The following is a 26286-nucleotide window of genomic DNA, read 5'->3' as shown; positions in this document are numbered from 1 at the left end:
GTCCAACGTTACAGCCCGCCGGACTTTCCCGCCCGGCGACGCCCGGCAACGCTGTCCAGGACAAGGAAGAGCATCAGCAGGAAGGCCACGGGCAGGCCGTACAAGGCGACGGATGTGACCCACACCGGGGCGGCGGTGCCGGCGAAAGCCAGCGCCATCACGGCTCCCACCGCGCCAAGGGAAAGGATGGCGACAATAGCTGCACAGATCATCAGTGGGCGCCGGTAACGCGAGGGTGTCATGCACGTAACGCTAACAGGCGGGCGCCGCGGCGGTCCGTCACTGCCGGACCGCCGCGGCTACCGCCGCTTTGCAGGGTTTTGGCCCGGGCCGCGACGGGCATGGCGGGGGGCCATAAAGCAGGAATCGGTCCCCGGCAGGATAACCTTGAAGGAACAGACCAACACGGTCCGTCGCAGTCATTCCCTGAACCCGCATAACAGTGCGGATGCGGTGCCTGCAGGCCGTGTCAGAAGACGTCAGAACGAAGAAGGTTGATTACGTGCCTACCGGCAAGGTCAAGTGGTATGACAAAGAAAAGGGCTTCGGCTTCCTCGCAGGCGAAGACGGCCAGGAAGTTTTCCTGCCCAAATCCTCGCTGCCTGAAGGCGTCACGGAGCTGAAGGCCGGCACCCGCGTTGAGTTCGGCGTCGCCGACGGGCGCAAGGGCGCCCAGGCATTGGGCCTGCGGGTCCTGGACAAGACGCCCTCCATCGCCAAGGCCAAACGGCCCAGCGCACGCGACCTCGCCCCGCTGGTCCAGGACCTGGTCAGCGTCCTGGACAACCTGTCGGGGACCCTGTCCGCGGGCAAGTACCCGGAAGGCAACAAGGGCAAAGCCATCGCGGCGGCACTGCGTAAGGTTGCCGACGAGCTGGACGTTTAGGCCTTGCTGATGAACCAGGAAGCTGAACAGCAGGGCACCACGGCAGCGGAACAGCCATCAACAAGCGCGCCGGCACCTGCGGCGGAGCAGACAGCCGCCAAGCCTGCAGCAAAGCGCCGAGCGGGCGTGCCCGTATGGCGGACCGGCAAACCCGATGCCTTCCTGGCGGCGGCCGTAGATGTGGCCCGCGCCGCCGTCGAAGGCATTACGGCCCCGGCGGATATCGGCGCCCACATCGCGGCCAAAAGCGAAGGGGAGCGCCTGGTCACGCACCTTTTCGAATCAAAGCTGGCCGGTTACCAGGGCTGGCAGTGGTACGCGGTACTGACCCGGAACTCCCGTTCGAAGGTTGTCACCATCAGCGAGCTCGGACTCCTCCCGTCCGAGGACTCCATCCTGTCCCCGGAGTGGGTGCCATGGGCCGAACGTGTTCGTCCTGAGGATGCCCGCGATGCGGAAGAAGATCAGCTTCCCGCAGCCGACGCCGAGGCCGACACAGATGCCGACGCCGACGCCGAGGCCGACACAGATGCCGACGCCGACGCGGCCCGCCCTGCGGACGAGGATGACGTGTCCGCGGAACCTGATCCCGAGGAAGACGAACCAGCATCCGAGGCTGACTAGCACGTTGGTACAGGCGCAGGGTGACCACCACGTAAGGCGGCAGTGATGTCCACCTTCAAATCCCTGCACATCCTCAATTACCGGATCTGGTTCATCGGCGCGCTGGTCTCCAACATCGGGACCTGGATGCAGCGGACCGCCCAGGACTGGCTGGTTTTCGATCACCTCACCGATCACGACGCGGGCGCCATGGGCATCACCATGGCGCTCCAGTTGGGACCGCAGCTCTTCCTTGCCCCCGTCGCCGGTCTCGTGGCGGACCGTTACAGCCGCAAGCAGCTGCTGATCATGACCCAGTCCGTGATGGCCCTCCTGAGCACGGGGCTTGGTGTCCTGGTAGTCCTCGGCGCCGGGCAGTTGTGGCATGTCTATGGCTTTGCCCTGCTGCTGGGCATGGTGTCCGCGCTCGACGCCCCCGTACGCCAGACCTTCGTTTCAGAGCTTGTGCAGGACGACTACCTGCCCAACGCCGTGGCACTGAACAGCGCCTCCTTCAATGTGGCCCGCATGATCGGTCCGGCGGTGGCAGGAATCCTGACGGTGGCCGTGGGGCCGGGCTGGGTGTTCCTGATCAACACCGCCACGTTCCTTGCCATGCTCCTGAGCCTGTGGAAGATCCCGACGGCGACCTTGCGGCAGCTTCCCCGCGCAGCGCCGGGTAAGGGGCGGATCAGGGAGGGCCTGCGCTATGTGCGGTTCCGGCCGGACATTGTGGTGGTCCTGGTGGCCGTCTTCATTGTGGGAACCCTGGGGCTGAACTTCGTGCTGTTCATCGCGGCCATGGTGGGGACGGAATTCGGCCTCGATGCCAGCGCGTTCGGACTTATGAATTCGATCATGGCCATCGGCTCGGTGGCGGGGGCGCTGCTGTCCGCCGGCCGCGGGAAGCCCAGGCTGCGGATGATCTTCGGCGCGGCCGCTGCCTTTGGCGTGACCTCCGGTCTCGCGGCGCTGGCGCCAAACTATTTCTGGTTCGGCGTTGCGCTGGTACCGGTGGGGCTGTTCGCCATCACCATGATGACCAGTGCCAACGGCTATGTCCAGACCACCACCGATCCCGTCATGCGGGGCCGGGTCATGGCCTTGTACATGGCCATTTTTATGGGCGGAACACCCATCGGGGCGCCGCTGGTGGGTTGGGTGGCCAACGTGGCAGGTGCCCGCTGGTCGTTGGGCGTGGCCGCCGCTTCCGGGATCATTGCGGCGCTGATCGGCATGGTGTGGATCATCCGCGCCAGGCAGCTCCGGCTCGCCTTCGACCGGCGGGCCCGCGGCCTGCGCCAGTTTCGTGTTGTCTCCCGGCTGGGGGACAACACAAACGGCGCCGCCCGGGAAGAAGACCCGGACGACGCCGTCGGACGCTGACGCTGCCGGTGCAGCGCGCTGAGCGCGGGGGATTACTTGCGCAGCTCGCCCACCACGTAGTCGATGCTGGCCAGCAAGGCTGAAACGTCGTCCGGTTCGATGGCGACAAACGTGGCGATCCGGAGCTGGTTGCGGCCCAGCTTGCGGTAAGGCTCGGTGTCCACCACGCCATTGGCACGCAGGACCTTGGCGATGGCCGCGGCATCGATCGAGTCATCGAAGTCGATGGTGGCGATGACGTTGGAGCGCTCTTCAGCCTTCGCCACGTACGGGGTGGCGAACTCTGACGCCTCCGCCCAGGCGTAGATCCGGCCCGCAGAGTCGGCCGTGCGCTTGCTGGCGAAGTCCAGGCCGCCGTTGGCGTTCAGCCACTGCACCTGGTTGTCCAGCGTTACCAGCGTGGTCAGGGAAGGGGTGTTGTAGGTCTGGTTCAGCTTCGAGTTATCGATCGCGGTCTGAAGGTCCAGGAAGTCCGGGATCCAGCGGCCGCTGGCCTTGATCCGCGCCGCGCGTTCCAGAGCGGCGGGGGAGAACAGGCCCAGCCAGAGGCCGCCGTCGGAAGCGAAGTTCTTCTGCGGTGCGAAGTAGTAGACGTCCGTCTCGGCAACGTCCACGTCCAGGCCGCCGGCCGCGGAGGTGGCGTCCACCAGTACCAGGGCGCCGGCATCGGCACCCTCAACACGCTTGACCGGAGCTGCGACGCCGGTGGAGGTCTCGTTCTGCGGCCAGGCGTACACGTCAACGCCGGCTTCGGCCCGGGCCGCCGGGCGGGTGCCGGGCTCGGAATTGATGATGGAGGACGCGTCCACGAAGGGGGCATTGTTGGTGGCTGCGGCGAACTTGGAGCCGAACTCGCCGAAGGACAGGTGCTGGGCCTTCTTCTCCACCAGGCCAAATGCTGCAACGTCCCAGAAGGCAGTGGAGCCGCCGACGCCCAGGACAACCTCGTAGCCCTCCGGGGCGCGGAAGAACTGGCTCAGGCCCTCGCGGACCGAACCCACAAGGTTCTTGACGGGCGCCTGGCGGTGTGAGGTACCCAGGATGGTCCGGGATGCCGCCTGGAGTGCTTCAAGCTGCTCCGGCCTGACCTTGGATGGTCCCGCGCCGAAGCGTCCGTCCTTGGGCAGGAGGTCGGCAGGAATAGTGATGCTGGTTTCGCTCACAAGGGCTCCAATTCGGCGTGGACATGTTGGCGTCCGGGACGGTGGGGTGGCCGGCAGTCAGCAACGACTGCAACGAGGGCCGCTTTTATTCTGCCTGAAACAGAAGAACGGGCGGGAACCGGCACCGTCATAGTCCAATCAACGAGACGATCTGCACCCTGCGGGATTATCCGGACAAATTCAAAATAGGCTAAGCTTTTCACCGGACCTCGACGCGGCTGGGACGCGATACGGTGGGACAACGCTAGGTACTGCGCTCGAGGAGCTGAGCTGGATGACGGATCTGATCGATACCACGGAGATGTATCTTCGAACCATTTTGGAGCTTGAAGAAGAGAACATCGTTGCCCTTCGCGCCCGCATCGCCGAGCGGCTGCGGCACTCCGGACCCACGGTGTCCCAAACCATCGGCCGGATGGAGCGCGACGGACTGGTTGTGGTCTCCGGCGACCGCCATCTGGAACTGACCGGGACAGGGCGCAAGCGGGCCACCGAGGTCATGCGCAAGCACCGGCTCGCTGAGCGCCTCCTGGCTGATGTCATCGGCCTGGACTGGGCTTACGTCCACGACGAAGCCTGCCGCTGGGAGCATGTGATGAGCGAGCGCGTTGAGCGGCGCATCTATGAACTGCTCGACCACCCCACTGAATCTCCTTACGGCAATCCCATCCCCGGCTTGGCAGCGCTGGGCGGAACATCCTCCGTTCCGGACGCCGGTGTGATTAATCTCGTAGAGGCCATGCTGGGCTACGGGCCAACATCGAGCGTGACGGTGAACCGGCTGGCAGAACCCATCCAGGTAGAACCTGAGTTGCTTGTGCAGCTGGATGAAGGCGGGATTCGGCCGGGTGCCTCCGTTTCCCTGGAACGCGTCGGGGAGTACATTTCCGTGCGGGTTCCCGGCATTGAGGGTGCGCTTGAGCTCCCTCCCGAAGTGGCTGCGCACGTCTTCGTTTCTGTCCGCTAGAGGACCCGCCTGACGGACGTCATGTCCCCGCTGCCCGGCGGTCCAGAGCGCCGCTCCAGGGCCGCGCTAGCGGATCATCGCGGATTCCGCAAAAGATAACGGAATTGTTACCTCCCCGCTTCGTCGCATATAGTTTAAGCCAAGCTTCGATATAAAAGCGTTACCTGATCCGGAGCCGAGCTCTGCCAGCGGATCAGGTGCAAAGTCACCAACTGGCAGAGGCGGAGGAACCACAACCGGCAGTCAAAAAGCTGCCTTGGGGTGAAGTCCGTCAGCAGCAAGCCTTTCCAGCGAAAGAATCTCCCGGGATACCCCTGCGCCAAATGCTTGCCACGGCGGACCGGGTCTTTGAACTCTCTGACCCGAATCCGACAGCTAACTTCGCAGGCTATCCAGAGAGGAACATTCTTGACCACGCAATACTCCAGGGGCCGCCGCCGGGCGGCAGGCCCCGCTTCGGCGCCGCGGGCTGCCGAGGAATTTTCCGCGGAGAGGCCACGCGACGTACAGCGCGCAGCGCGGCGTCAGCGGCGTGGCGCGTTCAGGCAGATGACCGATTTTGCGGCCGCCAGCGGTATTGGCCAGAAAGCCGGAATTGCCCTCGCGGCCACTGGCCTGGCCCTCACTGTGACGGTTCCGGTCACGGGTCCGGTGATGGCCGACCAGCAGCCCGGCCAGTCCGTCGCCGCGGTTTCCGCAACCCCGCAGCCCGAGATTTCCGCTGAAGCAGCGGCTCAGATCGACTTCAGCCGCTCCTCAGTTGTGACGGAGGGTGACCCCGACGGCAAGCTCAAGCAGTTGCTGAGTGCGCAGTCTGCCGGCTCCATTACGCCTGCGGCCTCCGCGGGCAGCCTGGGCGCACCGCTCGCAGAACTTTCCACGGCGTCACCGTTCGGATTCCGGATCAGCCCCATCACGGGCGGGTCCGGGGACTTCCACCGCGGCCAGGACTTCATGGCCCAGTGCGGTACGTCGGTGCTGGCTGCTGCCAGTGGCACCGTGACGTTCGTCGGCTGGCACCAGTACGGCGGCGGCAACCGGGTAGTGGTGGACCATGGCAACGGCCTGGAGACCACGTACAACCACCTGTCGTCCGCAACGGTCAGCACAGGCCAGACAGTGACCCGCGGCGATGTCGTGGCCCTCAGCGGCACCACGGGGGCCTCCACGGGCTGCCACCTCCACTTTGAAGTCCAGGTCAACGGCGAAGTTGTTGACCCCACAGGCTGGCTCTAAGCGCAAAATGAGCGCTAGCTCTCAATTCACCGAGACCTGCCGTGACCTGAATGTGACATTGGCTCTGAACTGCTGTAACGTCTAAAGCGCGTCAACTTTTCCGAAGTTGACGTTCTTGAGTGGATTGCCTAGCTCTGCCACCGCTCAAGGTCCGTTCGCATGAATTCGTCTGGCAGGGGCGGGGGAACCAATTTTGGTCTTCGATCCTGAAGGCCTTGGGGTTAAGTCGCAAAGCTTCCCAGGAAGCGGCGCGGCCGGGTGACTCCCATCCGAATCCGACAGCTCACCTCGCAGGCATTGGGAGAGGCTACCTTCGTGTCTTCACGCCATAATTCTGCGCGCCACCGCGCGCAAACGGTTCGCACCAACCCCTTGGGCTCCGTGTCCAAGGCTGTTAGTGCAAACGCCGGGACCGTAGGTCGCCAGGCTGCTGTCATCGCAGCTGCGTCAGGTCTGATCCTGACCATGGGGCTTCCGGCCAACGCCGCGGACACCACTGCAGGTGTGTCCGCCTCCACCGAGTCCGGTTCAACGCAGACTGCGCTTGCCGTCACTGCCGCGCCCACGGCCACGGTTTCCTTCGAGCGCATTGTGGTCGAGACCACGCCGGCGCCGAAGATCGAACCGGTCCGTGCACAGTCCACGGCTTCCGAAACAGCAGCCGAAGCGGCAGCTGAAACGGAAACCGCCGCTGCCGGTGCAGCCGAGACCAAGCTTGCGGACACTGTTTCTGCAGCCGCAGGTTCGGGCCTGGCAGCAATTGCGTACACCGGTATCGGCAGCCCTTACGTCTGGGGGGGCACCTCTCCCAATGGCTGGGACTGCTCCGGCTTCACCCAGTGGGTTTACGCCCAGGCCGGCATCAGCATTCCCCGCGTCAATGCCTGGACCGCGATGCGGCCCACCGCAACCCCGGCCCCGGGTGACCTGGTGATGCAGAACGGTGGAGCGCACGTTGGTATCTACGTCGGCAACGGCATGATGATCAGCGCGCTGAACCCGTCGCAGGGCACGTTGCTGCACGCGGTTGCGGCAACAGGATCGTCCTCCTTCTACACCATGGGCTAAATCCGGTTATCCGGATCAACTCCCCGTTTCTTCGCTAGAAACCCTTAAAAAATCCCCGTTCGGGGCGTGCCGGCGTGCCCCCAAGATGCCGGCGCGTCCACAGCCCTCGGGCTGCCCAAAAGGCCCTGAGGAACACGAAAGAGAGAAATTTTAATGACTACTCGTGCAACTGTTGCACGGCACCGCGCCGAGGTCACCAAGACCAACTCGCTTGCTGTCATTGCCAAGGCTGTCGGCGACAACGCCGGTGGCATGGGCCGCCAGGCCGCGGTTATCGCTGCTGCCTCCGGCCTGGTCCTGACCAGCGGGATTGCGGCCAACGCCGCAGACACCAACATTCAGCGGGAAGCCGCTTCGGCCTCCAACCTTGAGGTTGAGGTTTCAGCGCCGGCCATCATTTCGGCTGCCTCCACCATCGCCATCTCCTACGAGAAGCCTGCTGTGACCACCACGCCGGCTCCCGTTGAAGAGCCGGAGCCCGTTGTTGAGGCAGTTGAGGCACCTGCCGCACCTGCCGCCCAGCCCGCTGCCGCAATCAAGGTTGCGTCGTCCACCCCGGCTGCCCCGGCCGCGCCCGCCGCTCCCGCTGCCGCCAGCGGCAAGGGCCAGGCCATCCTGTCCGCTGCTTACGCACAGCTCGGCGTAAACCAGGACTGCACCATGCTGGTCACCAACTCTCTCGCCGCCGTCGGAATCAACTTCCACGACTGGCCCGCAGGATACCTCGGCCTCGGCCGCACCGTCAGTGCAGCCGAAGCCCAGCCGGGCGACCTCATCTATTACGCAGACGGTGGAGCAGGCATGGCCCACGTCGCGGTCTACGCCGGCAACGGCCAGGCTGTTCACGGCGGCTACAACGGCAACCAGACCGTTGTGTTCAGCGCCAACGTTGGTTCGGGCCCGGTCTTCATCCGCGTGTCCTAGCAGCTGATTGAACTTCCAAGGGACCTCCGCCTGATGGCGGGGGTCCTTTGTTGTCTGCCGGGCCTTCCGGCACGGATTGGACGCCGGGCAGATTTGACACGTCGCCCCGGACTGAGGTGGATTAGTTAATCCCGGTATTTTTTGTTTACTCTTGTGGTGTCGATCCATAGCCCGGATATGCCGGGGGCAGCCGGCCCTCGTGCCCCTGACGGGTGCGGCCACGAAGAGGTAAGTGCATGCGCACTCTCGTTCTGAATGCTGGATATGAACCGCTGGCGGTTGTTACCTTCCGCCGGGCGCTGGTGCTTGTGCTGACGGGCAAGGCCAGCGTCATAGCCGAGGGCGACGACCCGGTCGTGGGTCCGCAGGAGATTCTGGGCCGCCCGTCCGTGATCCTCCTGAACCGGTACATCCGCCCCCGATACAACCACCACACCGCGGTCAGCCGCCGCGGAGTCCTGCGGCGCGATGGCCACCGGTGTGCATACTGCGGCAAAGGTGCCCACACCATCGACCACGTCCAGCCAAAATCCCGCGGCGGTGCAGATTCGTGGGAGAACCTCGTCGCCGCGTGCCTGCGGTGCAACAACACCAAGGGCGATCACACCCCCGCCGAGATGGGGTGGAAGCTGCGGATTGTGCCCGAACCGCCGCACGGCACCATCTGGCAGATCAAGGAACTTGAGAAGCCGACGCCCGCATGGGATCCCTTCCTGTTGCCGGAACGGGCGGCCTGACCCTTCCGTCGCAGCTAGGCTGGGTGGGTGGACGCTGAAAGCCTCGATTTTGATGCCGTGATTCTCGCCGGGGGCCGCTCCGCGCGTCTTGGCGGTGTGCCCAAGCAGCACCTGACGTACGACGGCGACACCCTGTTGCGCCGTTCGGTCGCCGCAGCCGGCGGTGCCCGGGTCGTGGTGGTGGTGGGCCCCGGTGAGGGAGACCTGCCGGCCGGCATCCTCAGGTGCCGGGAAGAGCCGGCCTTCAGCGGGCCCGCCGCCGCCATCGCCGCCGGGCTCGCGGAGCTGGATAGAACCGGCCGACCCCCTTCCAGGTTCACCCTGGTGCTTGCCTGCGACATGCCCAATAGCGCAGATGCGGTGTCGGCCCTGGCAGATGCGCTGCTCATCAATGAACGGGCTGGCGGGAATTTCAGCAGCAGCAAACAGGACGGGGTTGTGGCTGTTTCCGAGGATGGCCGGCTGCAGCCCTTGGCGGGCTTTTATAGCACGGCTGCGCTACAACGTTCCGTTGCTGACCTTGCCGGCAAGGGAAGCTTAATCAACGGTTCGGTCATGGCACTCCTTGCTAGTCTTGACGTACAGCCTGTCGCCGTTCCGGCCGGCTCCACGTCAGATGTGGACACCTGGGACGATGCCGCCGCGCTTGGAGTGGCCGGCCGGGACCCGATCAGCGGGTTCCGGAGCAACGCGGCCGCAGATGATTTGGGAGGCAAAGCGTGAAAAGTCAGGATGAGACCCTGGAAGAGTGGTGCCGTGCGCTGCTGCAGGCATATGAGCTGGAGGACGTCCAGATCGATGTGAACGCCATCCTCTCCCTTGCCGGCGTGGCTGCCCATACCGTGGTCCGCCCGGCCGCACCGCTGACGACATTTATCGCCGGGCTTGCGGCGGGCATTGCGGCGGGATCGGGGCAGGCCTCCGACGCTGCGGCCATAACTGCTGCCATGGACCGCGCCCGCTCCCTCGTTGCAGACTACGCTTCCGAAGCCACCGGGGCGCCCGTCGAATGATCACCGTCGAATGACCGCCGCCCCCGGCGACAAACCCGGGAGCCCCGACCCAACGCACGCGCCCGCACCTGACACCCACGCCAAACACCTGGCCCATACCTGGGAAGAGGCGCGCCAGGCCGCCTTCGACAGTGCCACGCCCATTCCACCTGGACGGGTACCGCTGGCGCAGGCGCTGGGCAGGGTCCTGGTTGAAGACATCACCGCGCTGCACGATATGCCGCACTATGCGTCCTCCGCGATGGACGGCTGGGCGGTCAACGGCAGCGGTCCGTGGATCGTGGCGGAGGCCGGCCAGCGGCTCGCCCCGCACCAGGCCAGCCCGATTGTCACCGGGGGACTGATTCCGCCCGGTGCCAAGGCAGTGCTGCGCAGCGAGAGTGCAGTGCTGGGCACCGACGACGACGGTCTGCCGCTTTTGCTGACCGGCGGCACCGCCCGTCCAGGGGAACCGCGGAACGGCCAGCACATCCGGAAGGCCGGCGAGGAAGCAGCTGCGGGGGAAGTCCTGGTCAAGGCCGGCGTCACCCTGAACCCGGCACACTTGGCCTTCGCTGCCCTGGCCGGGTACGACGACCTGCTGGTCCGCGGGAAGCCGGTGGTGAAGCTGCTGCTCACGGGGTCCGAAGTCGTGGCGGAAGGCCTGCCCGTGCCCGGGCAGGTCAGGGACACGTTCGGGCCGCAGCTCGCATCAGTGGTGGCCATGCTTGGCGGCATTTTCGCCGGCAAGGAGAAAATCGGCGATTCGTATGCGGAGTGGCTGGCAGGGCTGGAGGACCTCCCGCCTGAGGTTCCGGACCCGGCTGCCCTGCCCGCCGACGTCGTCATTACCACCGGCGGAACGGGACCATCCCACACCGATCACCTGCGCCGTGCAGTATCGGAGCTGGGCGGTCGGCTGATCATCGATGGCATCGCCATGCGTCCCGGGCATCCGGCCGTCCTGGCCGAACTGCCGGACGGGCGCTTTGTCCTGGGGTTGCCCGGCAACCCTTTGGCCGCCATGATGGCTTTATCGACGGTGGGGGCACCGCTCCTGGCCGGCTTGGGCCACGCACCCCTGCCGCCCGTGCAGGAGGTCCCTTGCGGGACAACCCTGGAGCCCGAGCCCGGCCGGACCCGGCTCCTTCCGTTCCGGCTCCTGTACGGAATGGCTTCCCCTGCGAGGCACACGGGTCCCGGGATGATGCGCGGGCTCGCGTCGGCGGACGGCGTGATGGTGGTTCCGCCGCACGGCGTGCAGCTTGGCGAGCCCGTGCCCGCATTCACATTGCCGTGGGGGCCGCCCTTGCCCGTACCGGAACCGGCGGGCGCAAAGGCCAAAACCCGGACTGCGGCCAAGGACGGGGTAAAAGACCGCGCGAAGCCGGCCGGTCCCGTGGATTGGAGCGCCCTGCTGGACTGAACTGCTGAGGCTGCAGGACCCGGACCCGGCCGCAGGTTCTCCCTGGCCGGGTGTGCTCCGCAGTCCGGCCGTGATGCGATGATTGAGCTATGAACACTCCCCGCAGCAAGGTCCGGAACCCCAGCAGCAAGGGCCCTCAGAGCACCAGCCCAGGCCGCTGATGGGACGCGTGACGCAGCGCCGCAAGGTGCATAAGTATGTTCTGGACGGCTCACCCAAGGCGCTCGAGTTTCCGGTCCGCCACCGCGAGGACGTGCTCGCCGTCGAAGAGCCGCTGGAGATCAGGATTGGCCAGCTGTCGTTCTCGGTGACGATGCGGACGCCCGGCGATGACTTCGATTTGGTGGCCGGTTTCCTGGTGTCCGAAGGAATCATTTGGAGCCCCGACCAGCTGGTTTCACTCCGCTTCTGCGCCGGCGAGGACGAAAACGGGGTGCAGACCTTCAACGTGGTGGAAGCCCAGTTGCGGCCCGACGTCGAACTGCCCGCCAAAGGACGGAACGTTTTCACCTCAAGTTCCTGCGGCATTTGTGGCATAGATTCGATCGAAGCGGTGCGGAAATCCTCCCACTACAGCCCTGCCTCGGATCCGGTGACCGTTCCGGCTGACGTCCTGGCCGTCCTGCCCGACCGGCTCCGCGAAGCACAGGCGGTGTTCGACACCACCGGCGGCGTGCACGCCGCGGGCCTGTTCCGGGTATCGGACGACGGCAGCGTGGAACTTTTGTGCCTCCGGGAGGATGTGGGCCGCCACAACGCCGTGGACAAGGTGGTGGGCTGGGCCCTGCGGGAACGGATGTTGCCGCTGACCGGACTGGTCCTGCAGGTATCGGGACGGGCGTCGTTCGAATTGGTCCAGAAGGCAGCGCTGGCCGGAATCCCGGTGCTTGCGGCCGTGAGTGCACCGTCCAGCCTGGCCGCCGAGCTCGCCGCGGCCAGCGGCATGACGCTGGTCGGATTCAGCCGCCGAACCAGCCTGAATGTGTACGCCGGGCAGGAAAGGATCACCCTTTCCGCCGGGCAGGTTCGCGCAGAGGCTGCTGCCGACGTCTCGGGCTGAGGCTGCGCGGACGGCCCCGGGGAGGGAAACTGGCACTTGGCTATTGAGCTACTAGCCGGTAGATTTTATCCATCGATTGGACGTCGATGTCCCGATTCGACTACTCACATTCACGTATTTAAGAGGGTTTACAGTGCATGACGACCGCCGGATTACCGAAGTCCGCCTGGACCGGTTTGTCCGCGAGCGGATCAATCCCGCCGTTTACACCCGCAGCGTTCCCCTGAACCTGAGCAGCTGGGACGCGCCCGGTGAACCTGTCACCGTGATGGACGCCCTGCGGCATGAGTTCCTGCCGCAGGAGCACGGTGCTGCCTGGGGCCAGCCGTGGGGCACCAAGTGGCTTCGTCTGCAGGGGGACGTGCCCCAGGCCTGGGGTACCGGGCCGGACACCACGGTAGAAGTCGTGGTGGACCTCGGGTTTATCAACGAAGCCCCCGGATTCCAGTGTGAGGGCATCGCGTGGGGCCCGGACGGAACCATCATCAAGGCCATTTCGCCGCGGAACCAATACATCCCACTGAAACTGCTGGGTAGCGGCATGGCCGTCGACTTCTACGTTGAAGCGGCCGCCAATCCTGACATGGCGCAGGGCTGGACGTTCGCGGCCACGCCGTACGGGGACAAGGCAACCGCCGGCACGGCACCGCAGTACCGGCTCGGCAGGATCGCCATCGCCGAACTCAACCAGACGGTCTGGGAACTCCAGCAGGACATCTGGACCCTCTCCGGGCTGATGCATGAACTTCCCATGGAGCAGCCCAGGCGCCACGAAATTCTGCGCGCGCTCGAACGCATGATGGACCTGATGGACCCGGATGACGTCGCAGGCACCGCGGCCGCGGGACGCGAAGCCCTGGCAGAGGTCATGTCCCGCCCCGCCTATGCCTCCGCACATCAGCTGGTGGCCACGGGCCATGCCCACATAGACTCCGCCTGGCTGTGGCCGGTCCGCGAAACCATCCGCAAATGCGCAAGGACGTTCTCCAACGTGGTGGCGCTGATGGATGAGGACCCAAGTTTTGTGTTTTCCTGCTCATCGGCCCAGCAGTTCGCGTGGATGAAGGAGTTCTACCCTGAGCTCTTCGGACGGATCCGGGAGAAGGTCAAGGCCGGCCAGTTCGTTCCGGTGGGAGGCATGTGGGTCGAATCGGACACCAACATGCCCGGTGGTGAGGCCATGGCCCGCCAGTTCGTGGAAGGCAAGAACTTCTTCCTGCAGGAATTCGGCGTCGAATGCAAGGAAGCCTGGCTCCCGGATTCTTTCGGGTACTCCGCAGCCCTGCCGCAGATCGTTCGGTCAGCCGGCAGTCAGTGGTTCCTGACGCAGAAAATCTCCTGGAACCAGATCAACCGGATGCCGCACCACACCTTCAACTGGGAGGGCATTGACGGCACCAGGCTCTTCACGCACTTCCCGCCGGTGGACACCTACAACGCCGAGCTCAACGGACGCGAACTGGCCCACGCCGAGCGCAACTTCCGCGACCATGGCCGCGCCAATATCTCGCTGGTGCCGTTCGGTTACGGCGACGGCGGCGGCGGGCCTACGCGTGAAATGCTGGCTGCCGCGCAACGCACCGCAGATCTGGAAGGCTCACCTAAAGTGCGGGTGGGATCCGCCGAAAGCTTCTTCACGGCGGCGGAGGAAGGCTATGCTGGCCTGCCTGTCTGGGTGGGGGAGATGTACCTCGAGCTCCACCGCGGCACGTACACCAGCCAGGCGCAGACCAAGCGCGGCAACCGGCGCAGTGAACACCTGCTGCGTGAGGCCGAACTCTGGTGCGCCACAGCCGCTGTCCGCGGTTCCTTTGCCTACCCGGCGGCCGAACTGAAGCGGCTCTGGCGGCTGGTCCTCCTGCAACAGTTCCACGACATCCTGCCCGGCAGCGCCATCGCCTGGGTCCACCAGGACGCGGAGCGGAACTATGCCGCCATCAGCGCGGACCTCGAAACCATCATCGGCCAGGCGGCGGCCGCGCTGCTTGGCGAGGGTCCGCGGACGTTCCTGCTCAACGCGGCACCGCACGCCCGGAACGGCGTCCCGGCACTCGGCGCAGCCGAGCCTGCGGTCCAGGGCGAGCCTGCCCAGGCCACCGCGGAGGACGGCGGGTACGTGCTGGACAACGGCGTGATCAGGGCGGTCCTGGACGCCGACGGCCTCCTCGCCTCCCTTACCGACTACGCCACGGGCCGCGAGGCCATCGCGCCCGGGGAACGCGGCAACCTGCTGGAACTGCACCGGGACACCCCCAACGAGTGGGACGCCTGGGATATCGATGAGTTCTACCGCCGCAACGTCACGGCACTGACGTCAGCGCAGGAGATCCGGCTGGAGCACGTCGGGAGCGGCGCCGTTGTGGTGGTGACCCGGGTTGCGGGCTCGTCGCCGGTCACCCAGCGCATCACGCTGGAGGCGGGCAGCGACTCGCTGAGCATCACCACGGCCGTGGAGTGGCAGGAGAGCGAGAAGCTCCTCAAACTCGGCTTCCCGCTGGACGTCAAAGCGGACCGCTCCGCTGCCGAGACGCAGTTCGGGCACGTCTTCCGGCCGACGCACGTGAACACCTCGTGGGAGGCCGCGAAGTTCGAGATCTGTGCGCACCGCTGGATCCACGTGGCCGAGCCCGGCTACGGCGTCGCGATTTCCAACGCGGCCACCTACGGGCACGATGTCACCCGGACCGTCCGCGGCACCGACGGCGGGACCACCACCACGGTGCGGCTGTCCCTGCTGCGGGCACCGAAGTTCCCGGACCCGACGGCGGACCGCGGACACCAGGAACTCACGGTCACCATCCGTCCCGGCGCAGGCATTGCCGAGGCAGTGGAAGAGGGGTACCGCACCAACCTGGCTCCGCGGCTGGTCCGCGGCGGCCACGATGTGCAGCCGTTGTTCGCGGTGGACAATCCGGCCCTGGTCATTGAGGCGGTCAAGCTCGCCGAGGACGGTTCCGGAGACGTTGTGGTCCGTCTTTATGAGTCCCTGGGGCAACGGTCATCCGGCACCCTCACCGCCGGCTTCCCGGTCAAGGACGTACAGGCGACGGACCTGTTGGAACGGCCTTCGGCTGCACCCGGCGTCACGCCCGCCCAGGAAGGCGCCGTCAACCTTGCCCTGCGTCCCTTCCAGCTGGTCACGCTGAGGTTTGTCCGGTAGAGCCCGGGTGACGAGGGAGATCCTGAGTTCACGAGGGAATATGCGTATGCATATAAACCTTATGCAGGGCATGGAACTGGGAATCTTTACCTTCGGCGACATCCACCGGGACCCTGTGAGCGGCGCCCGGGTATCGCCGGAGCAAAACGTGCAGGACCTCCTGGAGCGTGCGCGGCTCGCTGACCAGGTGGGGCTCCATTACTTCGGAGTGGGGGAGCACCACCGTCCGGACTATTCGGTCACGTCGCCCTCGACAGTGCTGGCAGCGGTCGCGGCGCAGACGCGGCAGATCAAGGTGGGAAGCGCCGTCACGGTGCTGAGCACCGAGGACCCTGTGCGCGTCTTCCAGCAGTTCGCCACCCTCGACCTCATCAGCCAGGGCCGCGCGGAGCTGACCGCCGGCAGGGGTAGCTTCATCGAGTCCTATCCGCTGTTCGGTGCCAGGCTGGAGGACTACGACGCCCTCTACGAGGAAAAGCTGGAGCTGCTCCTCCAACTCAATGCCCGGGAGCGGGTGACCTGGAGCGGGCGGTTCCGGGCCGGCCTGGATGACGCACTCATTTTGCCCCGCCCCTTCCCGGCCCCTGACGGCAAGCGTGAGCTGGACATCTGGATCGCCACCGGGGGAACTCCCAAGTCATCCGTGCGTGCTGCAGCCTTGGGGCGAAATGTTATGTATGCGCTCCTGGGCGGATCCGTGCGGAACTTCGAGCGCCACGCCGCACTGTACCGGCAAACCGCCGTCGAGCACGGGCATGGCCGGGTTCCCCTGAAGGTGGGCGTCAGCGCGCCTGGCATGGTGCTGCGGGACGCTCCGGCAGGGCCGGGCCGCGCCAAGGACGCCTTCCGGCCGTACTGGCTGGACACCATGCGCCGGATCGCAGCCGAGCGGGGCTTTCCCGCACCCAGCGGCGTCACGTACAACATGGAGACCGCCCCGGCCGGTGCATTGTTCGTGGGCAACCCGGAGCAGGTGGCCCACAAAATCATCAGGATGCACGGGTATATGCAGCACGATCGGCAGATCTTCCAGCTGGACCTGTCGTCGGTTCCGCAGCGGACTGTGCTTGAAGCGATCGAGCTCCTGGGTACCGAGGTGCTTCCGCTCGTGCAGCGTGAGCTGGGAAGTGCGGCCGCAACGGCAACTGAGTTCCCAAACCAGACAGCCTCAAGCCAAAAAGCGCCTTAAACAGGCTGAGTGGGGGCGGTCCCCAACGGCCGCCACCACTCATCCCCCCAATGTGTGCAAAGGTTTTATCGGGGCCCGGCGTACAAGAAGTTATCCCCGTTCGCAAACACCGGTGCGCCACCTTCACACATTCATGATTGTGCCACGTCTAATGATTTTGTGAAAGCCGTGACTCCTACTTTGCAGTAGAAGTCTTTTGCCGCGTGCCGCTCCGACCGTAGATGAGGCTGGCAACGCCAATCAACGCCAGCCCCAGCACAAAGCAAAGCACCGCCGTGTAGTTAACCAGGAACTTAGCCCCCGCCCAGCTTGGCGGGTAAAACGGGAAGAACAGGGTCAATGCCACGGCCACGGAGCCGACGGCCAGCAGGAGGGCGGCGACCCGGACCAGTGCGGGCAGCCTGCTTCCCACCGCGCGGGCCATGGCCGGTAACAGAGCCAGGGAAACGTAGGCAGGATAAGCGCGGCCGGCGGCGCCGTAGTACTCAACCAGCAGTCCATTGCGGCTGTTCTTGGCCGACACCCCGGCCAGGCCTACGGACGATCCGGCAGTATCCATCATCAGGAAGACGGCCACCACAATCAGCGAGGTGAGCGCCACTGCTGCCATTCCGATCCGGCCGGTGATCAGCCGGTAGGCCGTGTCAGCCCCAAAGCCCCTCGTGATCCGGATTCCCACGAAGAAGAGGGCGGCGAAAATGACCAGACGCAGAATGAGGTTGGCCACGTTGAGGCCGCCCAGGGCCTGGTCGATGGCAACATACGGCGCTTCGATGCTGAGGAGGATCGCGAGGGTCATCAGGGCAAAAATGTAGAAGAGTGTCCTGTTTTTCCCCCGCACGGCGCTGGGAACCCGGGCGATGGCCACCAGGCCGCACACAGCCAAGGTGGACCATTGCAGGATTTCGATCATCCCAGGTTCTCCCAAATCTTGTCGGTTTTCTCTTGGTCGTGTTCCTGCCGGCGGAGGGCCCTGCCCAGGGTCTGAAGGCGTTCCCCCGCCAGCGTAGTCAGCTCGCCGTCGCTCATGCTGTCCAGCGCCGCCTGCCGGGCCCCGGGTGGCCAGCCGGCCTCCGCCTCCGTGATGAGTCCGGTGGCCACGAGGCCGCTGGCGGGACCGACGCCGGCTGCCAGGGAGGTGGCCATGGCAAGTTCCGGGGCAAGCCGGTTGGCGGTCAGCTGCGCCGAATAGTTCTGCGGAGCGATCCCGGTGGCGGCCGAGACGCGGTGCCGCAGCTCGCCGTCGTCGATTGCTTCGACCCAGCTCTTGACGGACGTGGCATGCGGCGGCGGCACCAAATCGGCCGGCCTGGATTCCGGCAGGCCGGATTCCGGCTGCGCCGCGGCAGGCTGCCCTGTATCCGGCTGCCCTGTGTTCGGCTGCCCTGTGTTCGGCTGCCCTGGGTCCGGCTGCCCTGGGTCCCGGGGACCGGCGTCCGGCTGCCGCGCGTCAGGAGGGGTGCCCGGGTCGGCGTCTGACCGCAGCAGGACGGCCCGCAGGAGATCCGGCGTGGAGATCTGGCTGATTAGCTCGTCCCTGGTTGGCTGGCGCGGCGGGCCGGCCAGTTGGCTGAAGGCGTCAAAACCGGCAAGGGCCGTGACGGGATTGATGTTGTAGGCGCGGCTGATGCTCACCACTGTGGCTTCAGCCACTTTGCCGCGGACGAGTTGCTGCGCAAGCGTTGTCCGCTTGATGCCCGAGACGCGGCAGATGTCAGAAGTGCTCGTGTCGGGGGCGATGCCGTGCAGCCAGCGCTGGAACGCCTTGGCAGGAATGGGCATATCGGCTCTCTGCTGAACGGATAGGTTAACTCTGATTTTAGCCTGACTGCCGGGCGCGGTTTGATGCCGGCAGTGGAGTCGACTATGCTTAATGGTCGAGCCCGTTGGTCCGTACACCCCCCAAGTCCGGACCGGCGGGCTCTTTAGTGCCCGGGCACTTTGCGGGGCGGCACAGTGCGGATTCTCCGCCTGTGCGGGCCGATCCAGGCGGGTCATCCGGCCTTCCTCCGGCCGGGCGGCGAGAGGAACCAACCCATGACTGCAACCCTTGTTGCCAAAGACCTTTCCGGTGGCCACGACCATCGGACGCTTTTCTCCAACCTTTCCCTCACGGTGGCCCCCGGCGATGTGGTGGGTGTGGTGGGCGCCAACGGCGCCGGAAAGTCCACCCTGCTGCGCCTGCTGGCCGGCGTGGACCAGCCCCAGGCCGGCAGCGTGAGCCTTGCGCCGGCCGACGCCTTTGTGGGCTGGCTGCCACAGGAACATGAGCGCGTGGCGGGTGAAACCGTGGCCGGCTACATCGCCCGCCGCACCGGTTGCGCACAGGCAACGGCGGAGATGGAGTCCACGGCCGAAGCGCTGGGTTCCGGGGCTGCCGGCGCCGACGACGCCTACTCCCTCGCCTTTGACCGCTGGATGGCGTCCGGCGCGGCTGACCTTGAGGAACGCATTCCCGCTGTCCTGGCCGACCTTGGCCTGGAGACCGGCGCGGACGCCCCCATGACGGGCCTCTCCGGCGGCCAGGCCGCCCGCGTGGCGCTGGCCGCCCTGCTGCTCAGCCGCTTCGACGTGGTGCTGCTGGACGAGCCCACCAACGACCTCGACCTGGCCGGACTGGCCAAACTGGAAGCCTTTGTCCAGGGCCTGCGCGGCGGTGTGGTGCTGGTATCCCACGACCGCGAGTTCCTGGCCCGCTGTGTCACCACCATCGTGGAACTGGACCTGGCGCAAAACTCCGTGGCGGTCTATGACGGCGGGTACGAGGCCTTCCTGGAAGAGCGCGCGGTGGCCCGGCGCCGCGCACGCGAAAAGTTCGAGGAGTTTGCGGCCACGAAGGCGGACCTGGTCTCGCGGGCCCGGACGCAGCGGGAGTGGAGCTCCCAGGGCGTGCGGAACGCCATGAAGAAGAGCCCGGACAATGACAAGATCCGCCGCGCGGCCAGCACCGAATCATCGGAGAAGCAGGCCCAGAAAGTCCGGCAGATGGAGTCCCGGATCGCCCGCCTGGACGTGGTGGACGAGCCGCGGAAGGAATGGCAGCTGCAGTTCACCATCGGCCAGGCCCCCCGGTCCAGCGCTGTGGTGGCCACCTTGCGTGACGCCGTCGTCAACCAGGGAAGCTTCACCCTCGGTCCCGTGAACCTGCAGCTCAACGCGGGGGAGCGGATCGGGATCACCGGCCCCAACGGTGCCGGAAAATCCACGCTGCTGCGCCTCCTCCTGGGCGTCCAGGCTCCCGACTCAGGCAACGCCGCGATGGGCGCCTCGGTGGCCATCGGCGAAATCGACCAGGCCCGTGGACTGCTGGCCGGTCACCTCACGCTGGCAGACGCCGTCGAAGCCGTCCTGACGGACCTGACATCGGCTGAGGTCCGCACGCTGCTGGCCAAGTTCGGGCTAAAGGCGGACCACACGGCCCGCCCGGTGGACTCGCTCTCACCCGGCGAACGCACGCGGGCTGCGCTGGCACTTCTGCAGGCACGCGGAGTGAACCTGCTGGTCCTGGACGAGCCGACCAACCACCTCGACCTGCCTGCCATCGAGCAGCTGGAGGAGGCCCTGGGAAGTTATGAGGGTGCTTTGTTGTTGGTAACCCATGACCGGAGGCTGCTCGAAAACGTTCAGCTCGACGTCCGGTGGAATGTGGAAGATGGAATGGTAACTGAATTGATGACCGGCGCAACGGGGCACAAGCGATGAGCATGGACGGCGCCGCCTGGCACACTCTGTACAACATCACCCGCGCCAAGAGCGGCTCCAAGCCCTTCTCCAAGGCGACGCTGAAGCGGGTCCTGGGCTTCGCCCGGCCGCACCGCACCAAACTGATCGCTTTCGTGGCGCTCTCGGTTGTGATGGCGTTCCTTGCCGTGGCCACGCCCGTTCTGGCGGGCCAGGTGGTTGACGCCATTGTGGCCAAGGCCGGTACGGAGGAAGTGATCCGGCTGGCTGTGCTGATCGCCGTTGTGGCAGTTGCCGAGGCCGGTTTGGGACTCGTGAGCCGCTGGCTGTCCTCCACTATTGGTGAAGGCGTCATTGTGGACCTGCGCACGAAGGTCTTTGACCACGTGCAGAAGATGCCCATCGCCTTCTTCACGCGCACCCGCACCGGTGCCCTGGTCAGCCGCCTCAATAACGACGTCATCGGTGCGCAGTCTGCCTTTGCCGGTACCCTGTCCGGGGTGGTCAGCAACGTGGTGGCCCTGGTCCTCACGCTGATCGTGATGCTGGGGACCTCCTGGCAGGTCACCGTTCTGGCGATGATCCTGCTGCCCATCTTCCTGATCCCTGCCCGGCGGATGGGATCACGGCTGGCTGACCTGCGCCGCGAGGCCGCCGAGCACAATGCCGCCATGGGCACCCAGATGACCGAACGGTTCTCCGCCCCCGGCGCCACGCTGGTGAAGCTCTTCGGCCGGCCGGACGAGGAGTCCCGCGAGTTTGCTGTGCGGGCCGGCCGCGTCCGCGACATCGGCGTGCGGACCGCGATGCTCCAGTTCACCTTTGTCACGGCACTGACGCTGGTGTCCGCCCTGGCCCTTGCCCTGGTCTACGGCCTGGGCGGTGTGCTGGCCATCGCGGGCCAGCTTGCCCCCGGCGACGTCGTGGTGCTCGCGCTGCTCCTGACCCGCCTGTATGCCCCGCTCACCGCACTGTCCAACGCCCGGGTGGAAATCATGAGCGCCCTGGTCAGCTTTGAACGGGTCTTCGAAATCCTGGACCTCAAGCCACTGATCCAGCAGAAGCCCGACGCCGTGACGGTGCCTGCCGGGCCTGTTTCCGTGGAGTTCGACGACGTCCGGTTCGCCTACCCGTCCGCGGACAAGGTCTCGCTCGCCTCGCTGGAGGAAGTTTCCACCCTCGACACCCGCGGCGGCGAAGAGGTGCTGCACGGCATCAGCTTCCGCGTGGAACCCGGCCAGACGGTCGCGTTGGTGGGGTCCTCCGGCGCGGGCAAGTCCACCATTGCGCAGCTGCTTTCGAGGCTGTACGACGTCGATTCCGGCGCCGTCCGGCTTGGCGGCACCCGGCCGGGCTCGGGCCTGGACGTCCGCGACGCCACCTTTGATTCGCTGCGTGACACCCTGGGCATGGTCACCCAGGACGGCCACCTCTTCCACGAGTCCATCGCCTCCAACCTGCGGCTCGCCCGGCCGGACGCCACCGAAGCGGACATGTGGGACGCCATCCGCCAGGCCCGCCTGGAGACCATGGTCCGGTCCCTGCCCGACGGCCTGGACACCGTCGTGGGGGAGCGCGGCTACCGGCTCTCCGGCGGTGAACGCCAGCGCCTCACCATCGCCCGGCTGCTCATCTCGCAGCCGCGCGTTGTCATCCTGGATGAGGCGACGGCCGCGCTGGACTCCACCAACGAAGCAGCCGTCCAGGCTGCCTTGGGCGCCGCGCTCGAGGGGCGCACCGCCGTCGTGATTGCCCACCGGCTGTCCACTATCCGCGCCGCCGACGTCATCCTGGTGGTGGAGGACGGGCAGATCGTGGAGCGCGGGACGCACACCGAACTCCTCGCCGCCGAGGGGCGGTACGCCGAGCTGTACCGGACGCAGTTCGCCGAGGCCACCGCGGTGGCAGAGGAAGCCGTCCCGGAGTACTGACACCTCATCCAGTGGCGACGTCTCGCCGCTAACGCCGGCCCTTAGCGCCGGGATCTCGCCTTTCGATGCCGGGTCAACGGCGGGAAGCGGCCAGTTCCGGCAGGATGTAGTCGGTCAGGAGCGGGGCGAGGTCCGCAGGCGCGGGGATGCCTCGTTCACGCTCCCGGTCCAGCACAGCCAGGTCCAGCCAGCGGATCTCGGCAATCTCGGCCGACGGGTGCGCGGTCCAGGTGCCCGGCGCGAGGAACACCGTGGCTTCAATATCGGTGGCGGCCTCGTTCGCGGCGTCGGCAATCCAGACGCCCATCAACTTCAGGTCGCCGGGCTCGACGACGATGCCCACTTCCTCCTGAAGCTCCCGGGCTGCAGCCTCGACGGCGGTCTCGCCGGACTCGGGCTTGCCGCCGGGGTGCATAAACATGCCGGTGCCGCGCTTGCGGACGGTCAGGAGGCGACCGGCGTCGTCGAAGACGCAGACGGCGGAGACAACGATGCGGGCTTTCACGGCTTCGAGCCTAGCCTGTTGTGTCTTGAGGTTCAGCCGTGCCGCGTCAGCACAGATGACAGCAGCAGGTCCTTGCGCGGACCGCTCACATCCCACGTGTAGCTGAAGGCGTCAGGGCCTTCGCAGGTGTAGGCCACGCGGTACGTATCGGGATCGCACCAGTGCTGGTCGACGTTGGCTTGCGGGGTGAAGCTCATCCGGTGGAAGGGGCGCCCGTCGGCAAAGAACACGTCCAGCGCGTCGGGCCGGTCGGCGGCTCTGAGCAGGTATTCACGCGAGGCGGGGCCGGTGAACGTGGGCCAGCGCATGGTGCCCTCTTCACGGAAGATGATGCCGTCGTCGCCCGTTGGCGTAAAAAGTACGACGCCGGTGAAGGTTCCGCGGGTGCCTGCGGACCTGTCATGCAGGTGCCGTTCAACAGCCCACTTTCCCGCAATGGTGGAGCCGGCCTGCGACGGGCCGAGCAGGTAGGCGCGGAGGTGGAACTCCGGGGCAGGAAGCTTCAAGTGCCCTCGATTGGAATCGAACCAACGACACCGGCTTTAGGAGAGCCGTGCTCTATCCACTGAGCTACGAGGGCGCGTGTCCGATGAGCCGGCAGGACCGGTCCGTCCGGACACGGATACAAGCATACAAGGTGGGAGGCCGTACTACGCTCATGACATGAGTTCTGCCCCGACGTCCCCTGCCGCCGCGGTCTATATTCCGGACACGGCGTCCACCCGCCAATACATCGGCGCCTGGTCCGTCCTGAGTGTCCTGCAGTATTTTGTGGCTGAAGCGGCAGTGATCGGCGCCTGGGCGGGGACGCAGCCGTACGACCGGCGGACCGGCTGGATCAGTGACCTCGGCGCTGTCCACTGCGGGATCTATGACGGCAGGGATGTCTGTTCGCCCTTGCACTGGCTGATGAATGCCTCGTTTGTGGTGCAGGGGCTGGGCATGTTCCTCGGCGCGCTGCTGCTGAGCCCGGGGCTGCTGTGCGTCGCGGCCAGGGCAGGAGCCCTCGTCCGGCCCGGCCGCCGGAAGCCGTGGCGGGCCGCCGTCTGGGTGCGGGTGCTGATGGGCGCCGCGGGTGCGGGAACCATGGTGGTGGGCTTCGTCCCGGAGGACGCGGGCGCATTCCTGCTGCACTTTGCGGGAGCCGTGGCATATTTCCTCAGCGGCGGGGCAGCGCTGGTGGTGCTGGGCGCGCTTTGGTTGAGGCAGACACCGCTGGGCTGGTTTGTGCTGGTATGCGGGCTGGTGTCACTGCTGGCCCTTGCCACCGGCGGCCTGACGGGCATGGATGTTCCCGAGCCGGGCACGCTGGAGCGGCTTATGGGCTACCCCATCACAGTGGGTGTGGCCGCGGCGGGCCTGGTGATCGCCCAGCGCGTGCACAGGCACCGGCAGGAGAGGGCGCGTTTCCTTAGCTCAGCGGAGGGGCTCAGGGCCGGCTGAGGAAGAATTCGCGGAAGTCGGTGAGCGAACTTCCCCCGGGGTAGCCCAGTGCATCCGCCCCCACAGAGATGGCTTCATCAGCTGAAAAAATGCTGGTTGAGAACGTTCCGAACTTGAGGTCTTCGGTCTTCTCCAGCATTACGGGCAGAGCTCCTTCCAAAGCCTCAGCGAGGGTGGCTTCGTCGGTACCTGTCCCCACGAGCTTTGCGGTGATGAAGTTTCCCGAGGTATTCATGTTCACGTGGACATTGGCGGATGCAACGCCGGGGACGGACATCGCAGCCTCCTGCATGTCGGTCTTCAGCCGCTCAGCCCGTGAGGAGCCGCTTTCACTGCATGCAGTGAAACCAAACAGCAGCCCTGCAAGGGCCATGGCTGCGGCAACGGGTTTGAGGCGGCGGACCATCACTTTTTTCGGGGCTTCCAACCGAGGAACACCGCTGCCGCCCCCGCAAGGAGGCTGAGGACTAACAGGACCCAGCCCGCAATGGTGAGTCCGGACGCCAGGGCCACCGCGCCGGCGTCGGCCGTTTCCGCAGCCAGCATGGAATCGATGGTGACATTGCCCCATAGCCGGACCGCCGCGAACAGCAGCGGGATGGCCCACAGGGCCCAGCGGAGCGACTTTTTGGCCACGTTGGTGCCGATCAGCAACAGCCACGTGAAGCCGAAGATCAGCGGGAACAGGGTTCCGGCGGTTTTGTGGACGTAGTTGAGCTGGCCGCGGGCGTCGTCATCCATCGCGGCCCGCAGGTCAGCGATGTAGCTTGTGTCGAAGCCACCCACCAGGGAATCAGGCATGGCCAGCCCGCCGGTGAGCTGCGTGAGCTGGTTCAGGGTCAGCAGGTGGAGGTACCAGAACAGAAACAGGCTGACCGCAACGCCGGCGATCAGGATCAGGTTGCTGTTGGACTGGGCTTTCTGCGGCGTGCGGCTGGTGCTCGGGTTGATTACCGGCGGCAGGCTGTGCTGCGGCACAACAGCCTTGGAGCCGTGCTTCTTGATCCGCTGCGCTGGGGTTTTGGCCATGGCACCATTATGGCGCTGCATAGACTGGTTCCATGACCACTGGCCGGCACAGCGCCCTTGAACTTGACCCCGCCCTGGATGACTACCAGCTGGCATCAGCCCTGGTGCGCGAAGCCGGGCAGTTGGCCCTCCTGATGCGCATGGCAGGTCTGCAGTCTCAGCAGAAAACGTCCATTTCGGATGTGGTGACAGCCGCCGACCACGCTGCCGAAGCGTACGTGCTGGAGCAACTGCAGCGATGCAGGCCGGAGGACGGAATCCTGGGCGAGGAGGGTGCATCCGTGGCCGGCACCAGCGGCCGTACCTGGGTGATCGATCCTGTGGACGGCACTTACAACTTCCTGCATGGCTCCACCTACTGGTGCTCGGCCATCGCCCTGAAGGACTCCGCGGACGTGCTGCTGGGTGCGATTTTCCAGCCTGAGGAGGACAAGTTGTGGCTTGGCGGCACGTCCCGCACGGCGACCCTCAACGGCGAGGCTCTGACTGTCTACCGTGACACGGACTCCGGCCAGGACGGCGGGGCACGCAATGCAGCGGCCCTGGCGGAAGTCGGTGCGGCCACCTACATCCACCCCACGTGGCTGATGGATCCCCTCTGCGCCATGCCGTGGCACGCCGCCGCGACGTCGGCCGCTGCGCTGCGGATGCTGGGCTCCGGGTCCTGTGACCTTGGCCGCGTGGCCGACGGCCAGCTGGGCTGCTGGTTCCAGCACAGCTGCCCGGAGTGGGACTGGTTGCCCGGGAAGGCAATTGTCCGTGCCGCAGGCGGCGCCACGGACAGTGTGCAGGTCAACGGCCTGGAATGGTTTATGGCAGGGGGCACGACGGCGGTGCGGGAGTTGCGCGAAGCCCTGCTGTCCGGCTCGGTGACCTGAGCCCGGGCTGGCTTTGCGCGCC

The 26286-nt window shown here is 66.1% G+C and carries 26 protein-coding genes, 1 tRNA gene and 2 riboswitches; of the genes, 18 read left to right on the top strand and 9 right to left on the bottom strand.

What is annotated here, in order from left to right:
* Positions 1 to 8 precede the first annotated feature (8 nt).
* Positions 9 to 242 carry a hypothetical protein gene (locus GUV69_RS10595; RefSeq protein ID WP_164202151.1) on the bottom strand — a complete coding sequence of 78 codons (234 nt, stop codon included), beginning with the start codon at positions 240 to 242 and terminating at the stop codon, positions 9 to 11.
* Between the two features lie 260 nt (positions 243 to 502).
* Here GUV69_RS10595 and GUV69_RS10590 point away from each other — a divergent pair, with 260 nt between their 5' ends.
* From GUV69_RS10590 to GUV69_RS10580, 3 genes are read left to right on the top strand one after another with little or no spacing between them, the layout of a single operon-like run.
* Positions 503 to 886: a cold-shock protein gene (locus GUV69_RS10590; RefSeq protein WP_066286899.1), complete on the top strand. Its 384-nt coding sequence runs from the start codon at positions 503 to 505 to the stop codon at positions 884 to 886.
* Between the two features lie 9 nt (positions 887 to 895).
* Positions 896 to 1510: a DUF3027 domain-containing protein gene (locus tag GUV69_RS10585; RefSeq protein ID WP_164202149.1), complete on the top strand. Its 615-nt coding sequence runs from the start codon at positions 896 to 898 to the stop codon at positions 1508 to 1510.
* A gap of 45 nt (positions 1511 to 1555) precedes the next feature.
* Entirely contained in the window at positions 1556 to 2875 is a 1320-nt protein-coding gene (locus tag GUV69_RS10580) for an MFS transporter (protein WP_164202147.1), read from the top strand.
* Between the two features lie 32 nt (positions 2876 to 2907).
* On the opposite strand, the gene serC is transcribed toward GUV69_RS10580, so the two are convergent.
* Positions 2908 to 4038 (bottom strand): phosphoserine transaminase, encoded by a 1131-nt coding sequence (serC, locus tag GUV69_RS10575; RefSeq protein WP_164202145.1) that lies wholly within the window; start codon positions 4036 to 4038, stop codon positions 2908 to 2910.
* A gap of 274 nt (positions 4039 to 4312) precedes the next feature.
* Here serC and GUV69_RS10570 point away from each other — a divergent pair, with 274 nt between their 5' ends.
* The 11 genes from GUV69_RS10570 to GUV69_RS10525 all read left to right on the top strand — a co-directional run bounded on the left by GUV69_RS10570 (position 4313) and on the right by GUV69_RS10525 (position 16797).
* Positions 4313 to 5005, top strand: coding sequence for an iron-dependent transcriptional repressor DtxR (locus GUV69_RS10570; protein WP_164202143.1), 693 nt, complete (start codon positions 4313 to 4315; stop codon positions 5003 to 5005).
* 193 nt (positions 5006 to 5198) lie between these two features.
* Positions 5199 to 5410, top strand: a riboswitch (cyclic di-AMP (ydaO/yuaA leader).
* Positions 5411 to 5413: 3 nt separating this feature from the next.
* Positions 5414 to 6241 carry a M23 family metallopeptidase gene (locus tag GUV69_RS10565; protein WP_164202141.1) on the top strand — a complete coding sequence of 276 codons (828 nt, stop codon included), beginning with the start codon at positions 5414 to 5416 and terminating at the stop codon, positions 6239 to 6241.
* A gap of 146 nt (positions 6242 to 6387) precedes the next feature.
* Positions 6388 to 6552: riboswitch (cyclic di-AMP (ydaO/yuaA leader) on the top strand.
* Positions 6553 to 6622: 70 nt separating this feature from the next.
* Positions 6623 to 7309, top strand: a complete 687-nt coding sequence (locus GUV69_RS10560) for a C40 family peptidase (RefSeq protein WP_164206434.1) — start codon at positions 6623 to 6625, stop codon at positions 7307 to 7309.
* A 153-nt stretch (positions 7310 to 7462) separates the two neighbouring features.
* Positions 7463 to 8233 (top strand): NlpC/P60 family protein, encoded by a 771-nt coding sequence (locus GUV69_RS10555; protein WP_164202139.1) that lies wholly within the window; start codon positions 7463 to 7465, stop codon positions 8231 to 8233.
* Positions 8234 to 8469: 236 nt separating this feature from the next.
* Positions 8470 to 8970 carry an HNH endonuclease gene (locus GUV69_RS10550; RefSeq protein WP_164202137.1) on the top strand — a complete coding sequence of 167 codons (501 nt, stop codon included), beginning with the start codon at positions 8470 to 8472 and terminating at the stop codon, positions 8968 to 8970.
* Between the two features lie 27 nt (positions 8971 to 8997).
* The gene (mobA, locus tag GUV69_RS10545) at positions 8998 to 9693 is read left to right on the top strand and encodes a molybdenum cofactor guanylyltransferase (protein WP_244292692.1); all 696 of its coding nucleotides are present in this window, start codon (positions 8998 to 9000) and stop codon (positions 9691 to 9693) included.
* Positions 9690 to 9983, top strand: coding sequence for a DUF6457 domain-containing protein (locus GUV69_RS23255; protein WP_244292691.1), 294 nt, complete (start codon positions 9690 to 9692; stop codon positions 9981 to 9983). Before mobA ends, GUV69_RS23255 begins: the two co-directional genes overlap by 4 nt.
* Before the next feature lie 10 nt (positions 9984 to 9993).
* Positions 9994 to 11388: a molybdopterin molybdotransferase MoeA gene (locus GUV69_RS10540; RefSeq protein ID WP_164202135.1), complete on the top strand. Its 1395-nt coding sequence runs from the start codon at positions 9994 to 9996 to the stop codon at positions 11386 to 11388.
* A gap of 160 nt (positions 11389 to 11548) precedes the next feature.
* Complete coding sequence (gene fdhD / locus GUV69_RS10535) at positions 11549 to 12448, top strand: formate dehydrogenase accessory sulfurtransferase FdhD (RefSeq protein ID WP_164202133.1); 900 nt, start codon at positions 11549 to 11551, stop codon at positions 12446 to 12448.
* 133 nt (positions 12449 to 12581) lie between these two features.
* The gene (locus GUV69_RS10530) at positions 12582 to 15608 is read left to right on the top strand and encodes an alpha-mannosidase (protein WP_164202131.1); all 3027 of its coding nucleotides are present in this window, start codon (positions 12582 to 12584) and stop codon (positions 15606 to 15608) included.
* Positions 15609 to 15654: 46 nt separating this feature from the next.
* Positions 15655 to 16797: an LLM class flavin-dependent oxidoreductase gene (locus tag GUV69_RS10525; RefSeq protein ID WP_244292690.1), complete on the top strand. Its 1143-nt coding sequence runs from the start codon at positions 15655 to 15657 to the stop codon at positions 16795 to 16797.
* A gap of 175 nt (positions 16798 to 16972) precedes the next feature.
* Here the strand turns inward: GUV69_RS10525 and GUV69_RS10520 are convergent, their stop codons facing one another.
* Complete coding sequence (locus tag GUV69_RS10520; RefSeq protein ID WP_164202130.1) at positions 16973 to 17710, bottom strand: hypothetical protein; 738 nt, start codon at positions 17708 to 17710, stop codon at positions 16973 to 16975.
* On the bottom strand, positions 17707 to 18579 hold the full coding sequence (locus GUV69_RS23250; RefSeq protein ID WP_244292689.1) for a hypothetical protein: 873 nt from the start codon (positions 18577 to 18579) through the stop codon (positions 17707 to 17709). The genes GUV69_RS10520 and GUV69_RS23250 overlap by 4 nt, the downstream gene beginning before the upstream one ends.
* Before the next feature lie 255 nt (positions 18580 to 18834).
* Here GUV69_RS23250 and GUV69_RS10505 point away from each other — a divergent pair, with 255 nt between their 5' ends.
* Together GUV69_RS10505 and GUV69_RS10500 are read left to right on the top strand one after the other, a co-directional pair.
* Entirely contained in the window at positions 18835 to 20499 is a 1665-nt protein-coding gene (locus GUV69_RS10505) for an ABC-F family ATP-binding cassette domain-containing protein (RefSeq protein ID WP_164202128.1), read from the top strand.
* On the top strand, positions 20496 to 22409 hold the full coding sequence (locus GUV69_RS10500; protein WP_164202126.1) for an ABC transporter ATP-binding protein: 1914 nt from the start codon (positions 20496 to 20498) through the stop codon (positions 22407 to 22409). The genes GUV69_RS10505 and GUV69_RS10500 overlap by 4 nt, the downstream gene beginning before the upstream one ends.
* 73 nt (positions 22410 to 22482) lie before the next feature.
* Here the strand turns inward: GUV69_RS10500 and GUV69_RS10495 are convergent, their stop codons facing one another.
* The 3 genes from GUV69_RS10495 to GUV69_RS10485 form a co-directional block, all read right to left on the bottom strand.
* Entirely contained in the window at positions 22483 to 22914 is a 432-nt protein-coding gene (locus tag GUV69_RS10495) for an NUDIX hydrolase (protein WP_164202124.1), read from the bottom strand.
* Between the two features lie 32 nt (positions 22915 to 22946).
* Positions 22947 to 23420, bottom strand: coding sequence for a DUF6314 family protein (locus tag GUV69_RS10490; protein WP_431197106.1), 474 nt, complete (start codon positions 23418 to 23420; stop codon positions 22947 to 22949).
* 1 nt (position 23421) lies between these two features.
* A tRNA-Arg gene (locus GUV69_RS10485) sits at positions 23422 to 23494 on the bottom strand.
* Positions 23495 to 23577: 83 nt separating this feature from the next.
* Between GUV69_RS10485 and GUV69_RS10480 the strand changes: the two genes are divergently transcribed.
* Positions 23578 to 24357, top strand: a complete 780-nt coding sequence (locus GUV69_RS10480) for a DUF998 domain-containing protein (protein WP_164202122.1) — start codon at positions 23578 to 23580, stop codon at positions 24355 to 24357.
* Here GUV69_RS10480 and GUV69_RS10475 read toward each other — a convergent pair.
* Positions 24344 to 24763, bottom strand: coding sequence for a hypothetical protein (locus GUV69_RS10475; protein ID WP_164206428.1), 420 nt, complete (start codon positions 24761 to 24763; stop codon positions 24344 to 24346). The genes GUV69_RS10480 and GUV69_RS10475 overlap by 14 nt on opposite strands.
* The gene (locus GUV69_RS10470; protein WP_164202120.1) at positions 24763 to 25386 is read right to left on the bottom strand and encodes a hypothetical protein; all 624 of its coding nucleotides are present in this window, start codon (positions 25384 to 25386) and stop codon (positions 24763 to 24765) included. Before GUV69_RS10470 ends, GUV69_RS10475 begins: the two co-directional genes overlap by 1 nt.
* 32 nt (positions 25387 to 25418) lie before the next feature.
* On the opposite strand from GUV69_RS10470, the gene GUV69_RS10465 reads away from it, so the two are divergent.
* A complete protein-coding gene (locus GUV69_RS10465) occupies positions 25419 to 26264 on the top strand; it encodes an inositol monophosphatase family protein (RefSeq protein ID WP_164202118.1) in 846 nt (281 codons plus the stop codon).
* Positions 26265 to 26286: the final 22 nt, after the last annotated feature.

This window comes from [Micrococcus luteus] ATCC 49442 (assembly GCF_010367585.1).
Classification (GTDB): Bacteria; Actinomycetota; Actinomycetes; order Actinomycetales; family Micrococcaceae; genus Arthrobacter; species Arthrobacter luteus_A.
Note: the sequence above shows the minus strand (reverse complement) of the source record. Positions and strands in the feature narration are given on the sequence as shown.